The 16,753-nt window shown below is 69.9% G+C and carries 13 protein-coding genes; 10 read left to right on the top strand and 3 right to left on the bottom strand.

The genetic code is table 11. From position 1 onward, the window contains the following. Nucleotides 1-263: 263 nt before the first annotated feature. Together TSO5_RS25930 and TSO5_RS25925 are read right to left on the bottom strand one after the other, a co-directional pair. Nucleotides 264-530 (bottom strand): hypothetical protein, encoded by a 267-nt coding sequence (locus tag TSO5_RS25930; protein ID WP_109154337.1) that lies wholly within the window; start codon nt 528-530, stop codon nt 264-266. Nucleotides 531-605: 75 nt separating this feature from the next. Further along, a complete protein-coding gene (locus TSO5_RS25925) occupies nt 606-995 on the bottom strand; it encodes a DUF1636 domain-containing protein (protein ID WP_109154336.1) in 390 nt (129 codons plus the stop codon). 149 nt (nt 996-1,144) lie between these two features. Here TSO5_RS25925 and TSO5_RS25920 point away from each other — a divergent pair, with 149 nt between their 5' ends. Together TSO5_RS25920 and TSO5_RS25915 are read left to right on the top strand one after the other, a co-directional pair. After that, a complete protein-coding gene (locus TSO5_RS25920; RefSeq protein ID WP_109154335.1) occupies nt 1,145-4,609 on the top strand; it encodes a hybrid sensor histidine kinase/response regulator in 3,465 nt (1,154 codons plus the stop codon). After that, nucleotides 4,606-5,538, top strand: a complete 933-nt coding sequence (locus tag TSO5_RS25915; protein WP_109154334.1) for a response regulator — start codon at nt 4,606-4,608, stop codon at nt 5,536-5,538. The genes TSO5_RS25920 and TSO5_RS25915 overlap by 4 nt, the downstream gene beginning before the upstream one ends. A 9-nt stretch (nt 5,539-5,547) precedes the next feature. Here the strand turns inward: TSO5_RS25915 and TSO5_RS25910 are convergent, their stop codons facing one another. Beyond that, nucleotides 5,548-6,012, bottom strand: a complete 465-nt coding sequence (locus tag TSO5_RS25910; protein WP_109154333.1) for a MaoC family dehydratase — start codon at nt 6,010-6,012, stop codon at nt 5,548-5,550. A 240-nt stretch (nt 6,013-6,252) separates the two neighbouring features. Here TSO5_RS25910 and TSO5_RS25905 point away from each other — a divergent pair, with 240 nt between their 5' ends. From TSO5_RS25905 to TSO5_RS25870, 8 genes are all read left to right on the top strand, one after another. Beyond that, a complete protein-coding gene (locus tag TSO5_RS25905) occupies nt 6,253-6,768 on the top strand; it encodes a CheW domain-containing protein (RefSeq protein WP_247870976.1) in 516 nt (171 codons plus the stop codon). Continuing rightward, complete coding sequence (locus tag TSO5_RS25900; protein WP_109154331.1) at nt 6,765-8,180, top strand: protein-glutamate O-methyltransferase CheR; 1,416 nt, start codon at nt 6,765-6,767, stop codon at nt 8,178-8,180. The genes TSO5_RS25905 and TSO5_RS25900 overlap by 4 nt, the downstream gene beginning before the upstream one ends. Beyond that, the gene (locus TSO5_RS25895; protein ID WP_109154330.1) at nt 8,180-8,887 is read left to right on the top strand and encodes a chemotaxis protein CheW; all 708 of its coding nucleotides are present in this window, start codon (nt 8,180-8,182) and stop codon (nt 8,885-8,887) included. The genes TSO5_RS25900 and TSO5_RS25895 overlap by 1 nt, the downstream gene beginning before the upstream one ends. Before the next feature lie 46 nt (nt 8,888-8,933). Then, nucleotides 8,934-10,622, top strand: a complete 1,689-nt coding sequence (locus TSO5_RS25890) for a methyl-accepting chemotaxis protein (RefSeq protein ID WP_109154329.1) — start codon at nt 8,934-8,936, stop codon at nt 10,620-10,622. 169 nt (nt 10,623-10,791) lie between these two features. Continuing rightward, nucleotides 10,792-13,038, top strand: coding sequence for a response regulator (locus TSO5_RS25885; protein WP_109154328.1), 2,247 nt, complete (start codon nt 10,792-10,794; stop codon nt 13,036-13,038). Then, complete coding sequence (gene cheB, locus TSO5_RS25880; RefSeq protein ID WP_247870975.1) at nt 13,035-14,165, top strand: chemotaxis-specific protein-glutamate methyltransferase CheB; 1,131 nt, start codon at nt 13,035-13,037, stop codon at nt 14,163-14,165. Before TSO5_RS25885 ends, cheB begins: the two co-directional genes overlap by 4 nt. Further along, nucleotides 14,162-14,929 carry a response regulator transcription factor gene (locus TSO5_RS25875; RefSeq protein ID WP_109154327.1) on the top strand — a complete coding sequence of 256 codons (768 nt, stop codon included), beginning with the start codon at nt 14,162-14,164 and terminating at the stop codon, nt 14,927-14,929. Before cheB ends, TSO5_RS25875 begins: the two co-directional genes overlap by 4 nt. A 107-nt stretch (nt 14,930-15,036) precedes the next feature. Beyond that, a complete protein-coding gene (locus TSO5_RS25870; protein ID WP_109154326.1) occupies nt 15,037-16,716 on the top strand; it encodes a hybrid sensor histidine kinase/response regulator in 1,680 nt (559 codons plus the stop codon). Nucleotides 16,717-16,753: the final 37 nt, after the last annotated feature.

Raw genomic sequence — 16,753 nt, 5'->3', positions numbered from 1 at the left:
CCGAGACAACAAGGAATGGGAGGCAATGCCACACTCACCATGAAAACAACATGGTTGCTCCCCCGCTCTCAGCGGACCTACGGTCCGCCTGTCGCGTCAGCACAAAGCGAAGCTTGGTGCGAGAGCTTCGCGGGAGAGGGGGCAGGAAGCTTGTCCGAGTGAACTGAATCGCGAAGCGGCGGCAGTCCCCTCTCCCGCGTGAGCGGGGGAGGGTTAGGGAGGGGGCAAGAGGTTTAAGGGGGCAATTAGGGACAAGCGCCCCCTCAATGCACCACCATCTCCCCATCCCCGAACGCGCCCCCGAACGCCCCCTCGTCCGCATTCGTCGTCCGCACCGCCTCGACCAGATCGCGGACTTCCTCAGACAGGTCGTCGGCGTCCCAGCCATGGCCGTCGGCGCCGGCAACCACCAGCAGGCGCAGCGTGGTGCGCAGCAGGTCGCCGGCTTCCCAGCCGTTGGAGCGTTCCGCCTCGCGCGCCATGTGCAGTAGGCCGGTGGCGCAGTTCAGGACCTCGGGGTCGACCTTCATCGGGCGCTCCTCCTCGCCCGTAAGGGCGAAAATCGTTGGTCTTGCCAACAATAATTGGACCGCAACTCCGATGTGTCAAACCCGTCCGTCCGGCTCCTCCAGCGGTGGGAGTCGGGAAACGAAACGACCCTTGACGCCCTGCGGCCATTGCTTGAACGGAACGATCCCGTCTTCGGTGGCGGCATAGGCGCGCAGGTAGGCGGTCAGCGTCTCCACCGTCATCTCGTCCGGGGCGAAATCGCCCAGCACATAGCTCATCCGCGCGGCGGAGCGCACGGCGACGGCACAAGGGCGCCGGCAGCTCATCAGGCAGCGCATCGGCCGCAGCCGCACCAGCGCGGCCAGATCGGGAGCTTCGGCCAGCGCCCGCTCCATCAACGCCATCAGCTCCGCCCCCGGCCGCGTGGCGTCGGGCGGGTCTTCCGGCCGGCGGCAGGTTTCACAAACGACAAGCTCGACGGTCATGCTTGGGCTTCCAGCGATTGTCCGGTTCGTACGGCCCGACAGCTAGAGGCCGGGTCCGGTGCTGTCAACGCGCTTGCACCTTGCCAAGCCCTACGAAACTCCCGACGATGCGGACCACCACAGGCGACGGGCGGGAACGGCGGACGGGCATGAGCGCGAGGCAACGGATCGTCCGTGAACGCCGGCAATACAACCAGCTCGCCGCCGACCAGACGCTGGAGGACTACGCGCTCCGCTACACGGCGGAGCGGGCGCGGCGCTGGAGCGCGTGGCGGGTCGCCAACACCGCGCTCGGCGCCATCTCCTTCCTGGCCTGCGAGGCGCTGGGCGCCGCCGTCACCCTGACCTACGGCTTCGAGAACGCCATGGCCGCCATCCTGGCGGTGGCGCTGCTCAGCATCCTGGTCGGGCTGCCGATCACCTATCACGCGGCGAAGGCCGGGGTGGACATCGACCTGCTGGCCCGCGGCGCCGGCTTCGGCTATCTCGGGTCGACCATCACCTCGCTGGTCTACGCCTCCTTCACCTTCATCCTGTTTTCCATCGAGGCCAGCATCATGTCGGCCGGGCTGACCATGGTGCTGGGCATCCCGGCCTCTCTCGCCCATGTCATCAGTTCGCTGGCGGTGATCCCCATCGCCGTCTACGGCATCCGCTTCATCAGCCGCATGCAATGGGCGACGCAGCCGGTGTGGATCCTGCTGCAATGCGTGCCGCTGGCCTATTTCTTCCTGCTCGACCGCGAAACCCTGGCGCAATGGACCTCGCTGCCCGGCGTCTACGCCCCCGACGGCGGGCTGTCGCTGCTGCCCTTCGGCATGGCCGCCTCGGTCCTGCTCTCGCTGCTGCCGCAGATCGGCGAGCAGGTGGACTATCTGCGCTTTCTGCCCTCGCAGTCCCGCATCGGCAAGGTGCGCTGGTGGACGGCGCTGCTGGCCGGCGGGCCGGGCTGGGTGGTGATCGGCAGCCTGAAGCTGGCGGCGGGGTCGCTGCTGGCCTTCCTCGCCATCAAGCACGGGCTGGCGGTGGAGGATGCGGTGCAGCCCAACAGCATGTACCACATGGCCTTTCTCGACGTGTTCGGCTCGCCCGTCGCGGCGCTGGCGCTGACCGGCATCTTCGTCGTGGTCTGCCAGATGAAGATCAACGTCACCAACGCCTATGCCGGCTCCATCGCCTGGTCGAACTTCTTCTCCCGCCTGACCCGCAGCCACCCCGGCCGCGTCGTCTGGCTGGTGTTCAACGTGCTGCTGGCCCTGCTGCTGATGGAGATCGGCATCCTCGGCGTGATCGAGAGCATCCTCGGCCTCTACGCCAACGTCGCGGTCGGCTGGCTGGGAGCGGTCGCCGCCGATCTGGCGGTCAACAAGCCGCTGGGTTTCAGCCCGCCGGGCATCGAGTTCAAGCGCGCCCACCTCTACGACATCAACCCGGTGGGCACCGGGGCGATGGGCCTGTCGGTATTGTGCTCCACCACCGCCTTCTTCGGCCTTCTCGGTCCGGTGGCGCAGGCGCTGGCCCCGTTCATCGGGCTGGTGGTCGCCTTCGCCGCCGCCCCGCTGATCGCCTGGAGGACCGGGGGCCGCTACTACATCGCGCGCAAGTCCGATCCCCTGCCCGGCGAGGGCGCCACCGTCCGCTGTTCGATCTGCGAGAATCACTTCGAACGGCCGGACATGGCCTTCTGCCCGGCCTACGACGCGCTGATCTGCTCGCTCTGCTGCACGCTGGAGGCGCGCTGCCACGATCTGTGCAAGACCGACAGCCGCTTCGCCGATCAGATCGCCCACAGCCTGCAGCGGATCCTGCCCAAGCGCATGGCCGCCGGGGTCCACACCCGCACCGGCCACTTCATCGGGGTGATGACGCTGTTCTCGCTGGTGCTGGGCGGGGTGCTGCTGGTCATCGACTTCCAGTACGCCAATGCCGACGCGGCGGAGCGGGCGGCGATCCACACCGCGCTGGTCACCGTCTTCGTCTGTCTGTTCATCCTGTCCGGCGTCGCCGCCTGGCTGCTGGTGCTGGCCCATGAAAGCCGCCGCAAGGCGGAGGAGGAGACCGGTCGCCAGACCGCCATGCTGATGGACGAGATTGCCGCCCACGAACGCACCGACGCGGCCCTGCAGAAGGCCAAGGAGGTGGCGGAGGCCGCCAACGCCGCCAAGAGCCGCTACATCATCGGCGTCAGCCACGAAATCCGCGCGCCGCTCAACGCCATCTCCGGTTATGCCCAGCTTCTGGAGAGCAACAGCACCCAGCGCCCGCAGGACGCCGTCCGCGTCATCCGCCGCAGCGCGGAGCATCTGTCTAACCTGATCGACGGGTTGCTCGACATTTCCAAGATCGAATCGGGCCTGCGCCGGCTCAGCCGCGACAAGGTGCAGCTGATCGACTTCCTCGACCAGCTGGCCGACATGTTCCGCATCCAGGCGTCGGCCAAGGGTCTGGAGTTCCGCTATGCCCGCGTGCCGCATCTGCCGGTCTGGGTCCACACCGACAGCAAGATCCTGCGCCAGATCCTGATCAACCTGCTGTCCAACGCGGTGAAATACACCGAGACCGGCCATGTCGCCCTGACCGTCCGCTACCGCAGCCAGATCGCCGAGTTCGAGATCGCCGACAGCGGCATCGGCATCCGGGCCGAGGACCTCGACCGCGTCTTCGAACCGTTCGAGCGCGGGCGGGGTGCGGCGGTGCGGGCGGTGGCCGGTACCGGTCTCGGCCTGACCATCACGCGGGTGCTGACCCGGATCATGGGCGGCGACATCGCCGTGCGCAGCGAAGCGGGATGGGGCAGCGTCTTCACCGTCCGCCTGCTGCTGTCGGAGGCGATGCACCGGCCGGGCGAGCAGGTGGAGCGGCGCGCCATCACCGGCTATGCCGGGCCGCAGATCACCATCCTGCTGGCCGACGATGACCGCGACCATCTGGCGCTGATGACCGACATCCTGCGTCCGCTGGGCTTCGTGCTGTTCACCGCGTCCGACGCCGCCACCTGCCTGGAGCTGGCGGCGCAGTGCAAGCCCGACGTCGCCATGCTCGACATCTCGATGCCCGGCGAGAGCGGCTGGGATCTGGCCGAGGAACTGCGCCGCCAGTTCGCCGACCGCATCCGCATCATCATGGTCTCCGCCAACGCCTATGAGGCGCAGGGACCGGGCGACGGCCGGGCGCCGCATGACGCCTTCGTCGCCAAGCCCATCGAAATCCACGCGCTGCTCGACCGTTTGCAGGCGCTGACCGGCCTGGAATGGCTCCATGCGGTGGAAAAGCCTGCGGAACCGCTTGCTCCGCCGCCCGCGCCGGCCGATCAAACGCCTGAGCCGTCCAATCAAACGCCGTCCAATCACCCGCCGGAGTCGGCGCTGCGTCATCTCGACGACCTGCGCCAGCTCGGCCGGATCGGTTATATTCGCGGGATCGAGGCCAAGCTGCGCGAGATCGAGGCGGAGGATGCCGCCGCCCAGCCATTCGTCGAGCGGCTGCGAACGCTGGTGCGCGCCTTCGACCTGAAAGGCTATATGCGTGCGGTGGAAGAGGCGGCGGCGCAGCGCGACGCCGCGCAGGACCAAGACCAAGATGATCTGGAAGAAGACGGGGCCGTGACGGGATGAAGCGCCGCGACATGATCCTGGTGGTGGACGACACCCCCGACACGCTGGGATTCCTGACGGAGGCCATCGAACAGGCCGACCTGACCGTGCTGGTCGCCGTCGACGGCGAAAGTGCGCTCGACCTCGTCGGCCAGATCACCCCGGACCTGATCCTGATGGACGCGGTGATGCCGGGCCTCGACGGCTTCGAGACCTGCCGGCGGCTGAAGCAGATCCCCCACCTGTCGCACATCCCCGTCATCTTCATGACCGGTCTCAGCGACACCGAGCATGTGGTGAAGGGGCTGGAGGCCGGCGGCGTCGATTACGTCACCAAGCCCATCGTGGTGGACGAACTGATCGCCCGCATCCGCGTCCATCTGACCAACGCCCGCGTCGCCTACGGCGCCCGCGCCGCGCTCGACGCCACCGGCCGCTTTCTGCTGGCGACGGACGGGGAGGGCAGGCTGCTGTGGTGCACCCCACAGGCGGAACGCCTGCTCGGCGGCCTGCTGCCCGGCCCCGACGGTGTGCGCCCCGAAGCAGCATCCTCCCTGGCCGCCGGTCTGGTCCGGCTGCGCCAATCCTCATCGCCCGGCGCCTCGGCGGAGACCTTCACGCTGGAGCTGCCGGACGGCGAGGGGGTGCGGCGGCTGGAATTCACCTATCTCAGCCCGGCCAACCCCGACGAGTACCTGTTCCGCCTCAGCGAACCCACCGCCGGCCGCCAGGAGGCGATCCTGCGCGACGCTCTCGGTCTGACCGCGCGCGAGGCGGAGGTCCTGCTGTGGATCGCCAACGGCAAGCCGAACCGCGACATCGGCGAGATCCTGGGCATCAGCCCGCGCACGGTGAACAAGCACCTGGAGCAGGTCTTCGCCAAGCTGGGGGTGGAAAACCGCGCCTCCGCCGCCGCGCTGGCGATCCGCACCCTGGCCGCGCGGGCCTGATTGCGGCGTTCAGACCTCGACGGTCTGCGGGCCGCTTCGTCCGGCGATGATGTGGTTCATGATGCAGGTCATCACCGGCTCGCCGCGCTGGTTCACCGTGGAGTAGGCCAGCCGCACCGTGCCGCGCCCGCCGCGGCGCGACGGGATGGTCTCCACCACCTCCACCCGGGCGCGGATGGTGTCACCGGGCCGCACCGGCCGCAGCCAGCGCAGCTCGTCCATGCCGGACCCGCCCAGGCTCGTGCCGGTGATGATGCCGGTGTCGCGGATCAGCCGGAAGGTCAGCGACAGGGTGTGGAAGCCGCTGGCGATCAGCCCCTGGAACGGCCCGTCGGCCGCCGCCGCCGCGTCCATATGGAAGGGCTGCGGGTCGAAGCGCAGGGCGAAATCCATGATCTGGCTGTCGGTCAGGGTCGCCCCTTCCGATTCGATCACGTCGCCGATGCGGAAATCCTCGAAATAACGGCCGGCCATCGTCTCTTCTCTCCCTGGTCCCGGTTTATCCATGCCGCAACAGAGTAGCCCGCCCGGTCCATCCGGCAAAGGGCAGGGACGATCACGGCCGGGGCATAGGCCCTACGGCGTAAACCATTGGCGTAATTCGCATTCCGGTCGTGATGGGGCATGTTCCCGGTCGGATTCCAGACCATCGACGGACGGATGTCACCAAACCCAGCGCAAACTGCCTCCACCCCGTCGCCATTCCGTTGCGTCGTGTTTTCGATTGCCGGCCGGGCGCTGGCGCTGCCGGTGGAGTCCGTGCGGCGTTTTTTGCCGTTGCCGCGTCTCGACCGGCTGCCGACGGCGCCGCTGCCGGTGGAGGGCGTTTTCCGCTATCAGGGGGAGGTGGTGCCGGTCCTGCGCCTGGACGTGCTGCTGGATCTGGCCGCTGAGGCTGCCGAGCCGAACCTCTATTCGCCGCTGCTCCTCGTCACCTGGCAGGGGCGGCCGGCGGCGCTGCTGGCCGACCGGGTCCATGGCGACACTGCGGTCGATCCCGCCGAGCGCACCCCCTCCGACCCGTCGCTGACCTTCAACGGCTGTGCCGCCGGCGCCTTTCCGGACCGGGTGACCGGCCGCGGCGGCACCGTGACCCTGCTCGACCCCGACCGGCTGCTCAGCGAGGCGGAAGGCCGGCTGCTCGACGCCTTCCGCGCCGTGGCGGAACGCAGGCTGGCGCAGTGGCAGCACGCTCAGGACGCGGCCCCCTCCGGGGACGGTGCCGCATGATGCCGAACGCCGTCGCCGCCGGGATCGAGGCGATCCGCCGCGATCCGAATTTCCTGCGCCTGAAGTCGATGGTGATCGACGCCACCGGCCTCGCCTATTACGCCGACAAGGATGCCGCCTTCGCCGAGCGGATCAACCGCCGGCTGCCCTTCGGCCGCATCACCACGGTCGGCGGCTATCTTGCCGCGCTGGAGGCGGAGGGGCCGACCGGCGCCGAATATCAGGGCCTCATCAACGAGCTGGCGGTGGGGGAGACCTTCTTCTTCCGCTACATCGAGCAGTTCGACGCGTTGCGCGCCGTCGCCATCCCCGAATGCCTGCGCCGCAACCAGTCGAGCCGCCTGCTGCGGATCTGGAGTGCCGGCTGCTCCATCGGGCCGGAGGCCTACACGCTCGAAATCCTGCTGAAGCAGCATTTCGCCGCCCAGCTGGAAGGATGGCAGGTCCACATCATCGGCACCGACATCAACGGCGCCTTCCTGGAACAGGCGCGGCGCGGCGCCTATGGCGACTGGGCGGTGCGCGGGCTGTCGCCGGAAACGCTGGAGGCCTGCTTCGACCGCCAGGACAAGCTGTGGTCGGTGAAGCCGAAATTCCGGCAATGGACCAGCTTCCTCCCCTTCAACCTTGTGGATGGCGAGATCCCCTCCTATCCGCATGGGATCGGGCATTTCGACATCATCCTGTGCCGCAACGTCATGATCTATTTCGACGAGGCGACACGGCACCGGCTGCTGGGCAACCTGCACAAGGCGCTGGCCGATGGCGGCTGGCTGGTGGTCGGCCATGCCGAGGCCGGTCCGCAGATGAACGAGCTGTTCATTCCGGTCTCGGTCCCCGGCGCCACCCTCTACCGCAAGCAGGCCGAAGCGGCGGCCCCGGCCGCGGCGGTTCGCAGCCCGGCCCCCGGCCCGGCAGCGGCGGCGCCGGCCCCCGTGCCCAGGTCCCGCCGTGCGACCGGACCGGCGCCGGAAGCCGCACCCGCTCCGCGCGCCCGCAAGTCCGCGCCGGCGGCGACGCCTCCCGCCGCACCGACCCCGCCGGACCCCGCCGAAACCAACGAGCGCTCGACCGTTCTGGAAGCCTGTCTCGCCCGGGTGGAGGCGAGCCGGCTCGACCCCGGCGCCCATTACCAGTTGGGTCTGGTGGAGGAGGAGCTGGGCGTCGGCGACCCGGTGGCGGCCTTCAAGCGCGCGCTGTATCTCGACCCGCGATTCGTTCTGGCCGACTATCATCTGGCGCTGGCCTATTGGCGGCGCGGCCGGCTGCTCCCGGCACAACGCCATTTCCGCAATGCGCGCGAGGCGCTGGAGAGCCGTCCCGACGACGAGGCGGTGGCGGAGGGCGGCGGCCTGACCGTTCAGGAGCTGCGCGGCATGCTGGACCTCTGGCTGACCGGTGAGGAGGGCTGATGGACGACACGCTTGCCGGCGCAGGGAGTGGAGCCGGGGCCGCACCGCTGATCGCCGCCCTCGAAAGCGCCTCCCCCGAGCGCGCCGCCGCCCGTGCGGCCGCCCAAGCCGCCGTCGACTGGGACGAGGTGCATAGGAAGCTGGCCCGCCGCAACGCCGACCTGGAGGCGACCTTCGCCGGCCGCGGCCCCTGGGCCGACGCCGTTCTGGCCCGCCGGGCGGAGGATCTGGCCGAAATCCCGCAGCTCCACGGGGAGGAGAGCGCCGGCATCCCGATGCTGGTCGCCCGCGGGGCCGAAACGCACTATGGGCTGGAGCTGCGCCATCTCGGCCATATCGTGCCGATGCCGCGGCTGGCCCGCGTGCCGGGGGCGCCGCCCGCCGTGCTGGGGGTGATCGCCGTCGCCGGCCGGGTGATGCGGCTGTTCGACCTCGACCGGCTGTGCAATGGCCCGTCGGCCAGTGTATCCGCCGCCCTGCTGTCCAGGGCCGATGCCGGGACCGACCCGTCCGGCTACGCCATCGTGCTGCGCACCGGCGCCGCTCGTCCGGCGGCCTTGCGCGTGCGGGAGGTGGAGCGGGTGGCCGACATCGTGCCGCCGCGCGGCTCCGCCCCGGCGGAGGCCGGGCCGCTGGTCAGGGCCATCGCCGCCGACCGCATGGCGATCCTGGACATGGTGGCACTGCTCGACCTCGTGAAGACCTGAAACCGACCGATCCACCTGAAGAGCCGTCCGGGGCTGGAGTCCAAGAATGAACATGAAAGTCGCGCACAAGCTGGTCCTGGGATTCGGCGTCGTCTGTGTCCTGACGGCGCTGCTGGCGCTCTATCAGATGTCGCGCTTCTCCGACGCGCTGGACGTCATCATGGCGGTGTCGACCTACGACAACGAAGCCGCCAAAATGGTAACGGACGTCGGCAACATGCAGGCGGAACTGCGCAGCACGCGCGAGACGGCGCTGAACGCCGTGTCCATCGCCAATGCCGAAGGGCGGGTCGCCGAAATCCCGGCCCTGCTGGCGCCGCTGCGCCGCCATTACGACGAGGTCGGTGTCCAGTTGCGCGACCGGCTGGGCCAGCTGCGGGCGATGGTGGCGGAGCGCGCCTCCACCGGTGTGACCGACAGCCGCCGCCGGGGCTGGGTCGAGCTGGACACCGCGGTGAACGAGATGTCCCGCGCCATCACCATGGTCGGCGACGAGGCGCGGACGATCTACACCATGCTCGAACGCAACCAAGTTCCCGAGGCGCTGATGCGCCGCCAGCGGGTGGACGAGCTGCGCAAGAACATGGAGGCGCGCATCGATCAGGCCCAGACCGCCATCGACCACCTGACCAAGGCCGGCCGCGCCGACATCCGGTCGATCTACAACTCCGCCATCCAGTCCTCGGTCGTCGCGCTGGTCGTCGTCTTCCTGATCGCGGTGGGGGTCGCCTATCTGATCGGCAGCTCGATCACCCGGCGGCTCGGCCGCGCCATCGACTTCGTCACCAAGGTCGGCCACGGCGATCTGACCCAGGAGATCGCCATCGCCGGCAAGGACGAGCTGGCGATCCTCGGCCAGCATCTGAACGAGATGGCCGGCCGGCTGAAGTCGATGGCCCGCACCACCCGCGAAACGGCGGAGAGCGTCCACGCCGCCACCGCCCAGATCCGCGCCTCGACCCAGCAGCAGTCGGCCAGCGTCGCCGAGCAGCTGGCGGCGGTGGAGCAGACGACGGCCACCCTGTCGGAGATCACCGAATCCGGCGCCCAGATCAACCGCCGCGCCCAGGACGTCTCGCACGGCGCCCAGACGGTGGCGGCCTCCAGCCATTCCGGCATGAAGGCGGTGGACGACACCATCCAGGCGATGGACGCCATCCGCGAACAGGCGGAGGCGGTGGCCGAGAACATCGTCATGCTGTCCGAACGCACCCAGGCGATCGGCGAGATCATCGTGACGGTCAACGACATCGCCGAGCGCTGCCACCTGCTGGCGCTGAACGCCGCCATCGAGGCGGCGGCGGCCGGCGAGCATGGCCGCACCTTCTCCATCGTGGCGGGCGAGATCAAGAGCCTCGCCGACCAGTCGAAGGAGGCGACCGCCCAGGTCCGCTCCAACCTGTCGGAGATCCAGCACGGCATCAACGCCTCGGTGATGCTGACGGAGGAGGCGGTGAAGCGCGTCGCCGCCGGCAAGCGCCAGACCGACGCCACCCAATCGACCATCCGCACCATGGCGGAGAACATCCAGGAGAGCGTGCTGGCCTTCCAGCAGATCGTCGCCGGCACCAACCAGCAGCAGATCGGCCTGGAGCAGGTGATCCAGGCGCTGCAGAACATCCGCGAGGCCAGCAGCCAGACGGCGGCCGGCACCCGCCAACTGGAAGGCGCCGCCGCCAACCTGAACAACCTCGGCCAGGGTCTGGTCGAGGCGGTGCGGAACTACCGGGTGTGACGATGCGCCGCCGAAGCCAGCGCGTTTCCCCCTCTCCCCCCCGGGGAGAGGGTCGGGGTGAGGGGGATGCATTGCGTGCCTCTCCCAAAGCTCCTGTCGCGCTTCCCCCTCACCCTAACCCTCTCCCCGGGGGGGAGAGGGGATTGGAAACGCGTTGGAGTGTCTCCTGATGGACATCCGCCAGCGCCTGCTCGCCGCCTTCGACCTGGAGCACAAGGAGCACCTCGCCGCGATCCGCAACGCGCTCCGCGATGCGGAGGCGACGGGCGACGCGCCCGATCTCGTCGACATCCACCGGCGCGCCCACAGCCTGAAGGGCGCCGCCCGCGCCGTCGACCTGCCGGAGGTGGAGGCGATCTCCCACCGGCTGGAAGCCGCCTTCATCGCCGTGCAGAAGGGTGAGATCCCGCTCGATGCCGCCAATGTCGGCGTGTTCCGCCGCGCGCTCGACGCCATCGAGGATCTGGTCGCCTGGTCGCTCCAGGGCGGCGGCGAGGTGGAGACGGCCGGCGTGCTCGCCGATCTCGACGCGCTGGCCGCCGGTCGCAGCGGCGGCCCCGCTCCGGCCCCCGCTCCGGCCTCCCCCGCCCGTACCGCCGGCAGCCGGCCTCCCCGCCAGCGCGAGCGCACCGTCGACGCCGATTCCGCCGCCCTTGTCCGCATCGCCGCCCAGGGGCTGGAGCGCCTGTCCGAGACCGCATCAGCCCTGCTGCCGGAGGTGGAGGCGCAGGCTGGCCTCGGCGAGCAGCTCCGCGCGATGCGCCAGGAATGGCGGGCGCTCGACCGCGCATGGCGCCATCTGCGCGTGCAGCTCGGCCGCGGCGCCCGGCTGGAGGCCCGGCCGGAGGATGGAGCCGACGCGCTCGACGGCCGCGGCGCGCTGCCCGCCCTGATGGCCTTCGAGCGCCGCTTCCGGTCGCTGGGCGGCGCGCTCGACAGCGCGCACCGCAGCCATGACCGGCTGCTGTGGTCGATGCGGCGCTGGGGCGGCGGCTTCCAGCAGGACATGCGGCGCCTGCGCATGCTGCCGGCGGAAAACCAGCTGAGCGGCCTCGGCCGCATGGTCCGCGACATCAGCCGGGCCGAGGGCAAGGAGGTCGAGGTCGACGTCCGCGGCCTGGAGGTGGAGGCCGACCGCAACGTCCTGCAGCGGCTGAAGGACCCTATCCTCCACATCGCCCGCAACGCCATCAGCCACGGCATCGAAACGCCGGCGGAACGGCTGGCGCTGGGCAAGCGGCCGGCGGCGCGCGTCACCATCGCCGCCTCGGTGGAGGGGGGGCGCCTGCACCTGCGCATCGAGGATGACGGCCGCGGGCTGGACCGCGCGGCGATCCTGCGCAAGGCGGCCGAACGCGGCCTGATCGACGCCGACGAGCTGTCCGGCGCCGAGGAGATACCGCTGGAGCGGCTGACCGAGTTCCTGTTCCATCCCGGCTTCTCCACCGCCTCGCGCACCACCGAACTGGCCGGGCGCGGCATGGGCCTCCCCATCGCCCGGCGGGAGGTGGAGCGGCTGCAGGGCAACCTGACCATCGCCGACCGGCCGGAGGGCGGCACCGCCGTCACCATCGAGGTGCCGCTGAGCCTGCTCAGCCAGCGTCTGGTCTTCGTCGCCGTGCAGGATCAGATCCTGGCGATCCCGTCGGCAGATGTGGTCCGGCTGCGCACCGCCACCGCCGAATCGCTGTTCTCCGGCGTCGGTACCCCGATGATCCGCATCGGCGAGGAGGAGACTCCCGTCACCTCGCTGGCCGCCCTGCTGGGCATGGAGGCGCCGGTGGTGCCCACCGCCGAACGCTCGCTGGCCCTGGTGGTCGTCCGCGCGGCCGATCGGCGGCTGGCGCTGGCGGTCGACCGTTTCGTCGCGACGCGCGAGACGGTGGTGACGGCGGCGGAGGAAACCGGGCTCGACAGCGGCCGCTATCTCGGCACCGTGCTGATGGACGATGGCGGGCCGGCGCTGGTGCTGAACATCTCCGGCCTGATGCCGCTGCCCGGCAGCGTCCTGCCGCCCCCGGCACGCCCGGCGGAAGAGGTTACCCCTGCCCGGGCGCATATCCTGGTCGTCGATGACAGCATCACCACCCGCACGCTGGAAAAGAGCATCCTCGAAGCCCATGGTTATCGGGTGACGCTGTGCGTGGACGGGCGCGAGGCCCTGGAGCGCCTTTCCGAAGGGATGGAGGTTGGCCTGATCATCAGCGACGTCGAGATGCCCCGGATGGACGGTTTCGCCCTGCTGCAGGCGGTGAAGGCCGACAAGCGGCTGGAGGAGATCCCGGTGATCCTCGTCACCTCGCGCGCCAGCGACGAGGACCGCGAGCGCGGCTTGCGGCTGGGGGCGGACGCCTACATCGTCAAGACGCGGTTCGACCAGAACGAGCTTCTGGCCGGCATCCGGCGGCTGCTGTGAGCGGGGCGGCGCACTCCGGACCTCCCACCGTCGGAACTCGTCGTATCCGTGTGCTGGTGGTGGAGGACAGCCCGGTCATCCAGCAGCTTCTCAGCCACGTCATCGGCGCCGACCCGCGGCTGGAGGTGGCGGGCATCGCCTCCAGCGGCGAGCAGGCCCTGCGCATGATCGAGAAGAACGCCCCCGACGTGGTGTCGCTCGACATCCGCCTGCCGGGCATCGACGGCTTCGAGGTGACCAGCCGCATCATGCGGCAGAACCCGCTACCGATCGTCGTGGTGGCGTCCGACGTGCGCGACCTCGACATCCCGATGCGGGCGCTGCAGGCCGGCGCGCTGGCGGTGGTGGAAAAGCCGGGCAGCATGGCGCGTGCCGACTACCAGACGGTGGCGCACCATCTCTGCACCCAGCTGGTCATCATGAGCCAGGTGAAGGTCATCCGCCACCGCATCACCGCGCGGGCCGCCCGCTCTTCCAATGCCGCCGGCGAAACCCCATCCCCCGATGGCGGCCTGCCCGAGGCGGCGGTGACGGCCGACGGCCGCATCCGCCGTTTCCGCGGGTTGGGCCTCGTCGCCTCCACCGGCGGGCCGGCGGCGCTGGCGAAAGTCCTGAAGGAGCTGCCGGCCGCCTTTTCGCTGCCGGTCTTCGTGGTCCAGCATATGGGCGCCCCCTTCATGGAGGGCTTCGCCAACTGGCTGGGCACCGTTTCCCCGCTGCCGGTCCAACTGGGCGAGGCGGGGGTGAAGCCGCAGCCCGGCACGGTCTATGTGGCGCCGGGCGACCGGCACATGCTGGTGGACAACGGCGCCATCCGCCTGTCCGGCGACCCGATGGTGTGCGGCCAGCGCCCGTCGGGCGAGGTGCTGTTCCAGTCGATGGCGCGCGCCTATGGCGCCTCCGGCATCGGCGTGCTGCTGACCGGCATGGGAGAGGATGGAGCGAGGGGACTGGTGGACATGCATCGGGCGGGGGCCTACACGATTGCCGAACACGCCTCCACGGCGGTGATCCACAGCATGCCGGGCACCGCCGTGCGCCTGGGCGGCGCCGTGGAGGAACTGCCTCTCGACCGGGTGGCCGGACGGCTGCTGCAACTGACCTCCGACGAGAAGATGGCGCCATGAACGGACTCCGCAGCCTGGTGGTCATGGGTTCCCAGACGCAGGGGCTTCTGCTGAAGCTTCTGCTGGAGGAACGCGGCGTCGAGACCGTCTGCGTCGAAGGCGTGGAACCGGCCCTGGCCGAGATCGCCGGCAATCCGCAGGATCTGCTGATCGTCGAGGGCGAGCTTGCCGGCCCCACCGGCCTCGCCGACCTGCGCGCGCGCAGCGACGCCGCCATCATGGTGCTCGGCCGCGGCGATGGCGAGCACGACCCCTCCGACCCCAAGGCGCTGGTGGAGGAGGCCTGCGCGCTGCTGGAGCGGCGCAGCGCCCCGCCGACCGTGCCGGAGATTTTCCGCCGCGCCCATATCCTGATCGTCGACGACAGCGCGACCTACCGCGAGTTCCTGCGCGCCGAACTGGAGCAGGAGGGCTGCACCGTCACCGCCGCGCGCAACGCCGACGAGGCGGTGGCGGCGCTGGCCGGCGGCGGGCTCGACTGCGTCATCCTCGACCTCGTGATGCCGGGCACCAGCGGCACCCAGCTCTGCGAACGATTCGACAGGTTCCGGCGCCAGCGCGGCCTGTTCTTCCAAATCGTCATCCTGACCAGCCAGGACGACGAGGAACAGCTGATGATCAGTTTGAATGCCGGCGCCGACGATTTCGTTGGCAAGGCGCAGGAGATGGATGTCCTGAAAACCCGGCTGATGGCGCTTCTGCGTCGGAAATACTTCGTGGAGGATCATCTGATGCGGCGACCGCGGCCTGCACCTTCCGCATAGGAAGGGAGTAGAGCCATCGTGTGATTTCGGAAGCCCGCTTGTCCGTTTATTCTCTGCGGGCTTTTCGAAACTGTCCGACGGTCTATCCGGTGCCGGTGCCGATTACGATGGCGATCAGCCTCCAGCCGTTCCACGACACTCCGATTCCCGCCCCGATCCCCGGCGACACCGATGTGAGAGATTCCGACGCGATGCACCGATCTTCGGCCACCCCAATGTCCCCGACCGATCTGCGCTATCGCGAGTGTCTCGACAACGCGCGGCGCGTCTGCGCGGCCGGGACGGTGCCGACCATGCTGGTGATCGGCGGGCCGGAGATGGCCGCCGTCCGCTGCAACGAGGCGCTGGCCTCCCTGCTCAACCATCCGCGGGCCGCCACCCGCGACGAGAGCGGGCCGACCCTGCTGCCCGGCGGCTGGCCGGCGGTGGCCGACGCGCTGCGCCCGCTCTACGGGGCAGGAGGTGCGGACGGCCCGGCCACGCCGCCCGACGGCGCCCCGCTGCAATTGCCGACCGAACCTCCGCTGAGCCTGCGCGCCACGCCGCTGCTGGTCGACGGCCGTGTGGTCGGGGTGCTGGCGACGGCGACGCTGGACGGCGCCATCGCCAAGCTGGAGGAGGCGATGCGGGCGGAGGTGGCGCGTACCACGGCGGCGCGCTCCCGCTTCCTGGCATCCGCCAGCCACGACCTGCGCCAGCCCTTCCAGGCGATGCGCCTGTTCCTCGACGCGCTCACCACCCAGGTGGAGGGCAACGCGCGGGCCACCCGCACCGCCGGCATGCTGGCAAACGCGATGACGGCGGGCGAGCAGCTGCTGAACGCCCTGCTCGACATCTCGACGCTGGACGCCGGCACGGTGGAGGCCGACCTGCAGCCGGTGTCGCTCGACGCGCTTCTGCAATCGCTGGCCGATGAATTCCGTCCCCAGGCGGAGGAGAAGGGCCTGCGCCTGCGTGTTCATCTGCCCTGCCGGGCATTCACCCGCAGCGACCCGATCCTGCTCGGCCGCATCGTCCGCAACCTCCTGGCCAACGCCATCCGCTACACCCAGCGCGGCGGCATCCTGCTGGGGTTGCGCAAGCGCGACGGGTACTGGCGGATCGAGGTGTGGGACACCGGTTTCGGCATTCCGCAGGACAAGCTGGACGTCATCTTCGACGAGTTCCACCAGCTGACCAACCCGGCCCGCGACCCGACGCGCGGCCTCGGCCTCGGCCTCGCCATCGTGCGGCGCCTGTCGGTTCTGCTGAGCGCACCCATCGACGTGCGGTCGCGCTCCGGCCGCGGCTCGGTCTTCGCCGTCACCGTCGACCGCCTGGAGGGGGAGGAGGCGCTCGCCGACACCTCGTCCGCGACGGCGTCGGCCGATCAGGCGGCGTCGGCAATCCCGTTGGACGGCATGCGCATCTTGGTGGTGGACGACGACAGCATGGTGCTGTCCGGCCTGCTGCTGACTCTGGAAAGCTGGGGCTGCGCCTTCGTCTCCGCATCCAACATGCGCGAGGTGTTCGCCGCGGTCGATGGGCTGGAAGGCCCGCCCGACGCCATCCTGACCGACCTGCGCCTGCCGGGAAAGGTCTCCGGCTTCGACGTCATCGACCGCGTGCGCAAGCTGTTCAAGGCCGACATCCCGGCGGTCGTCCTGACCGGCGAGACCGCGCCCGAATCCCTGTTGGAAGGCCAGCGCCGCGGCTGCGCCTTCCTGCACAAACCGCTCCACCCCGGCGACCTGCGCCGCGTGCTGGAAGAGGTGCGGCGGGACGGGACGGCGGGAATGGCCCATTAGTCCCCTCTCCCCCCCGGGGAGAGGGTTAGGGTGAGGG

The organism is Azospirillum sp. TSO5 (assembly GCF_003116065.1).
Lineage (GTDB): Bacteria > Pseudomonadota > Alphaproteobacteria > Azospirillales > Azospirillaceae > Azospirillum.
The sequence above is the reverse complement of the archived record's forward strand: the minus strand, read 5'-3'. Positions and strand labels throughout refer to the sequence as shown.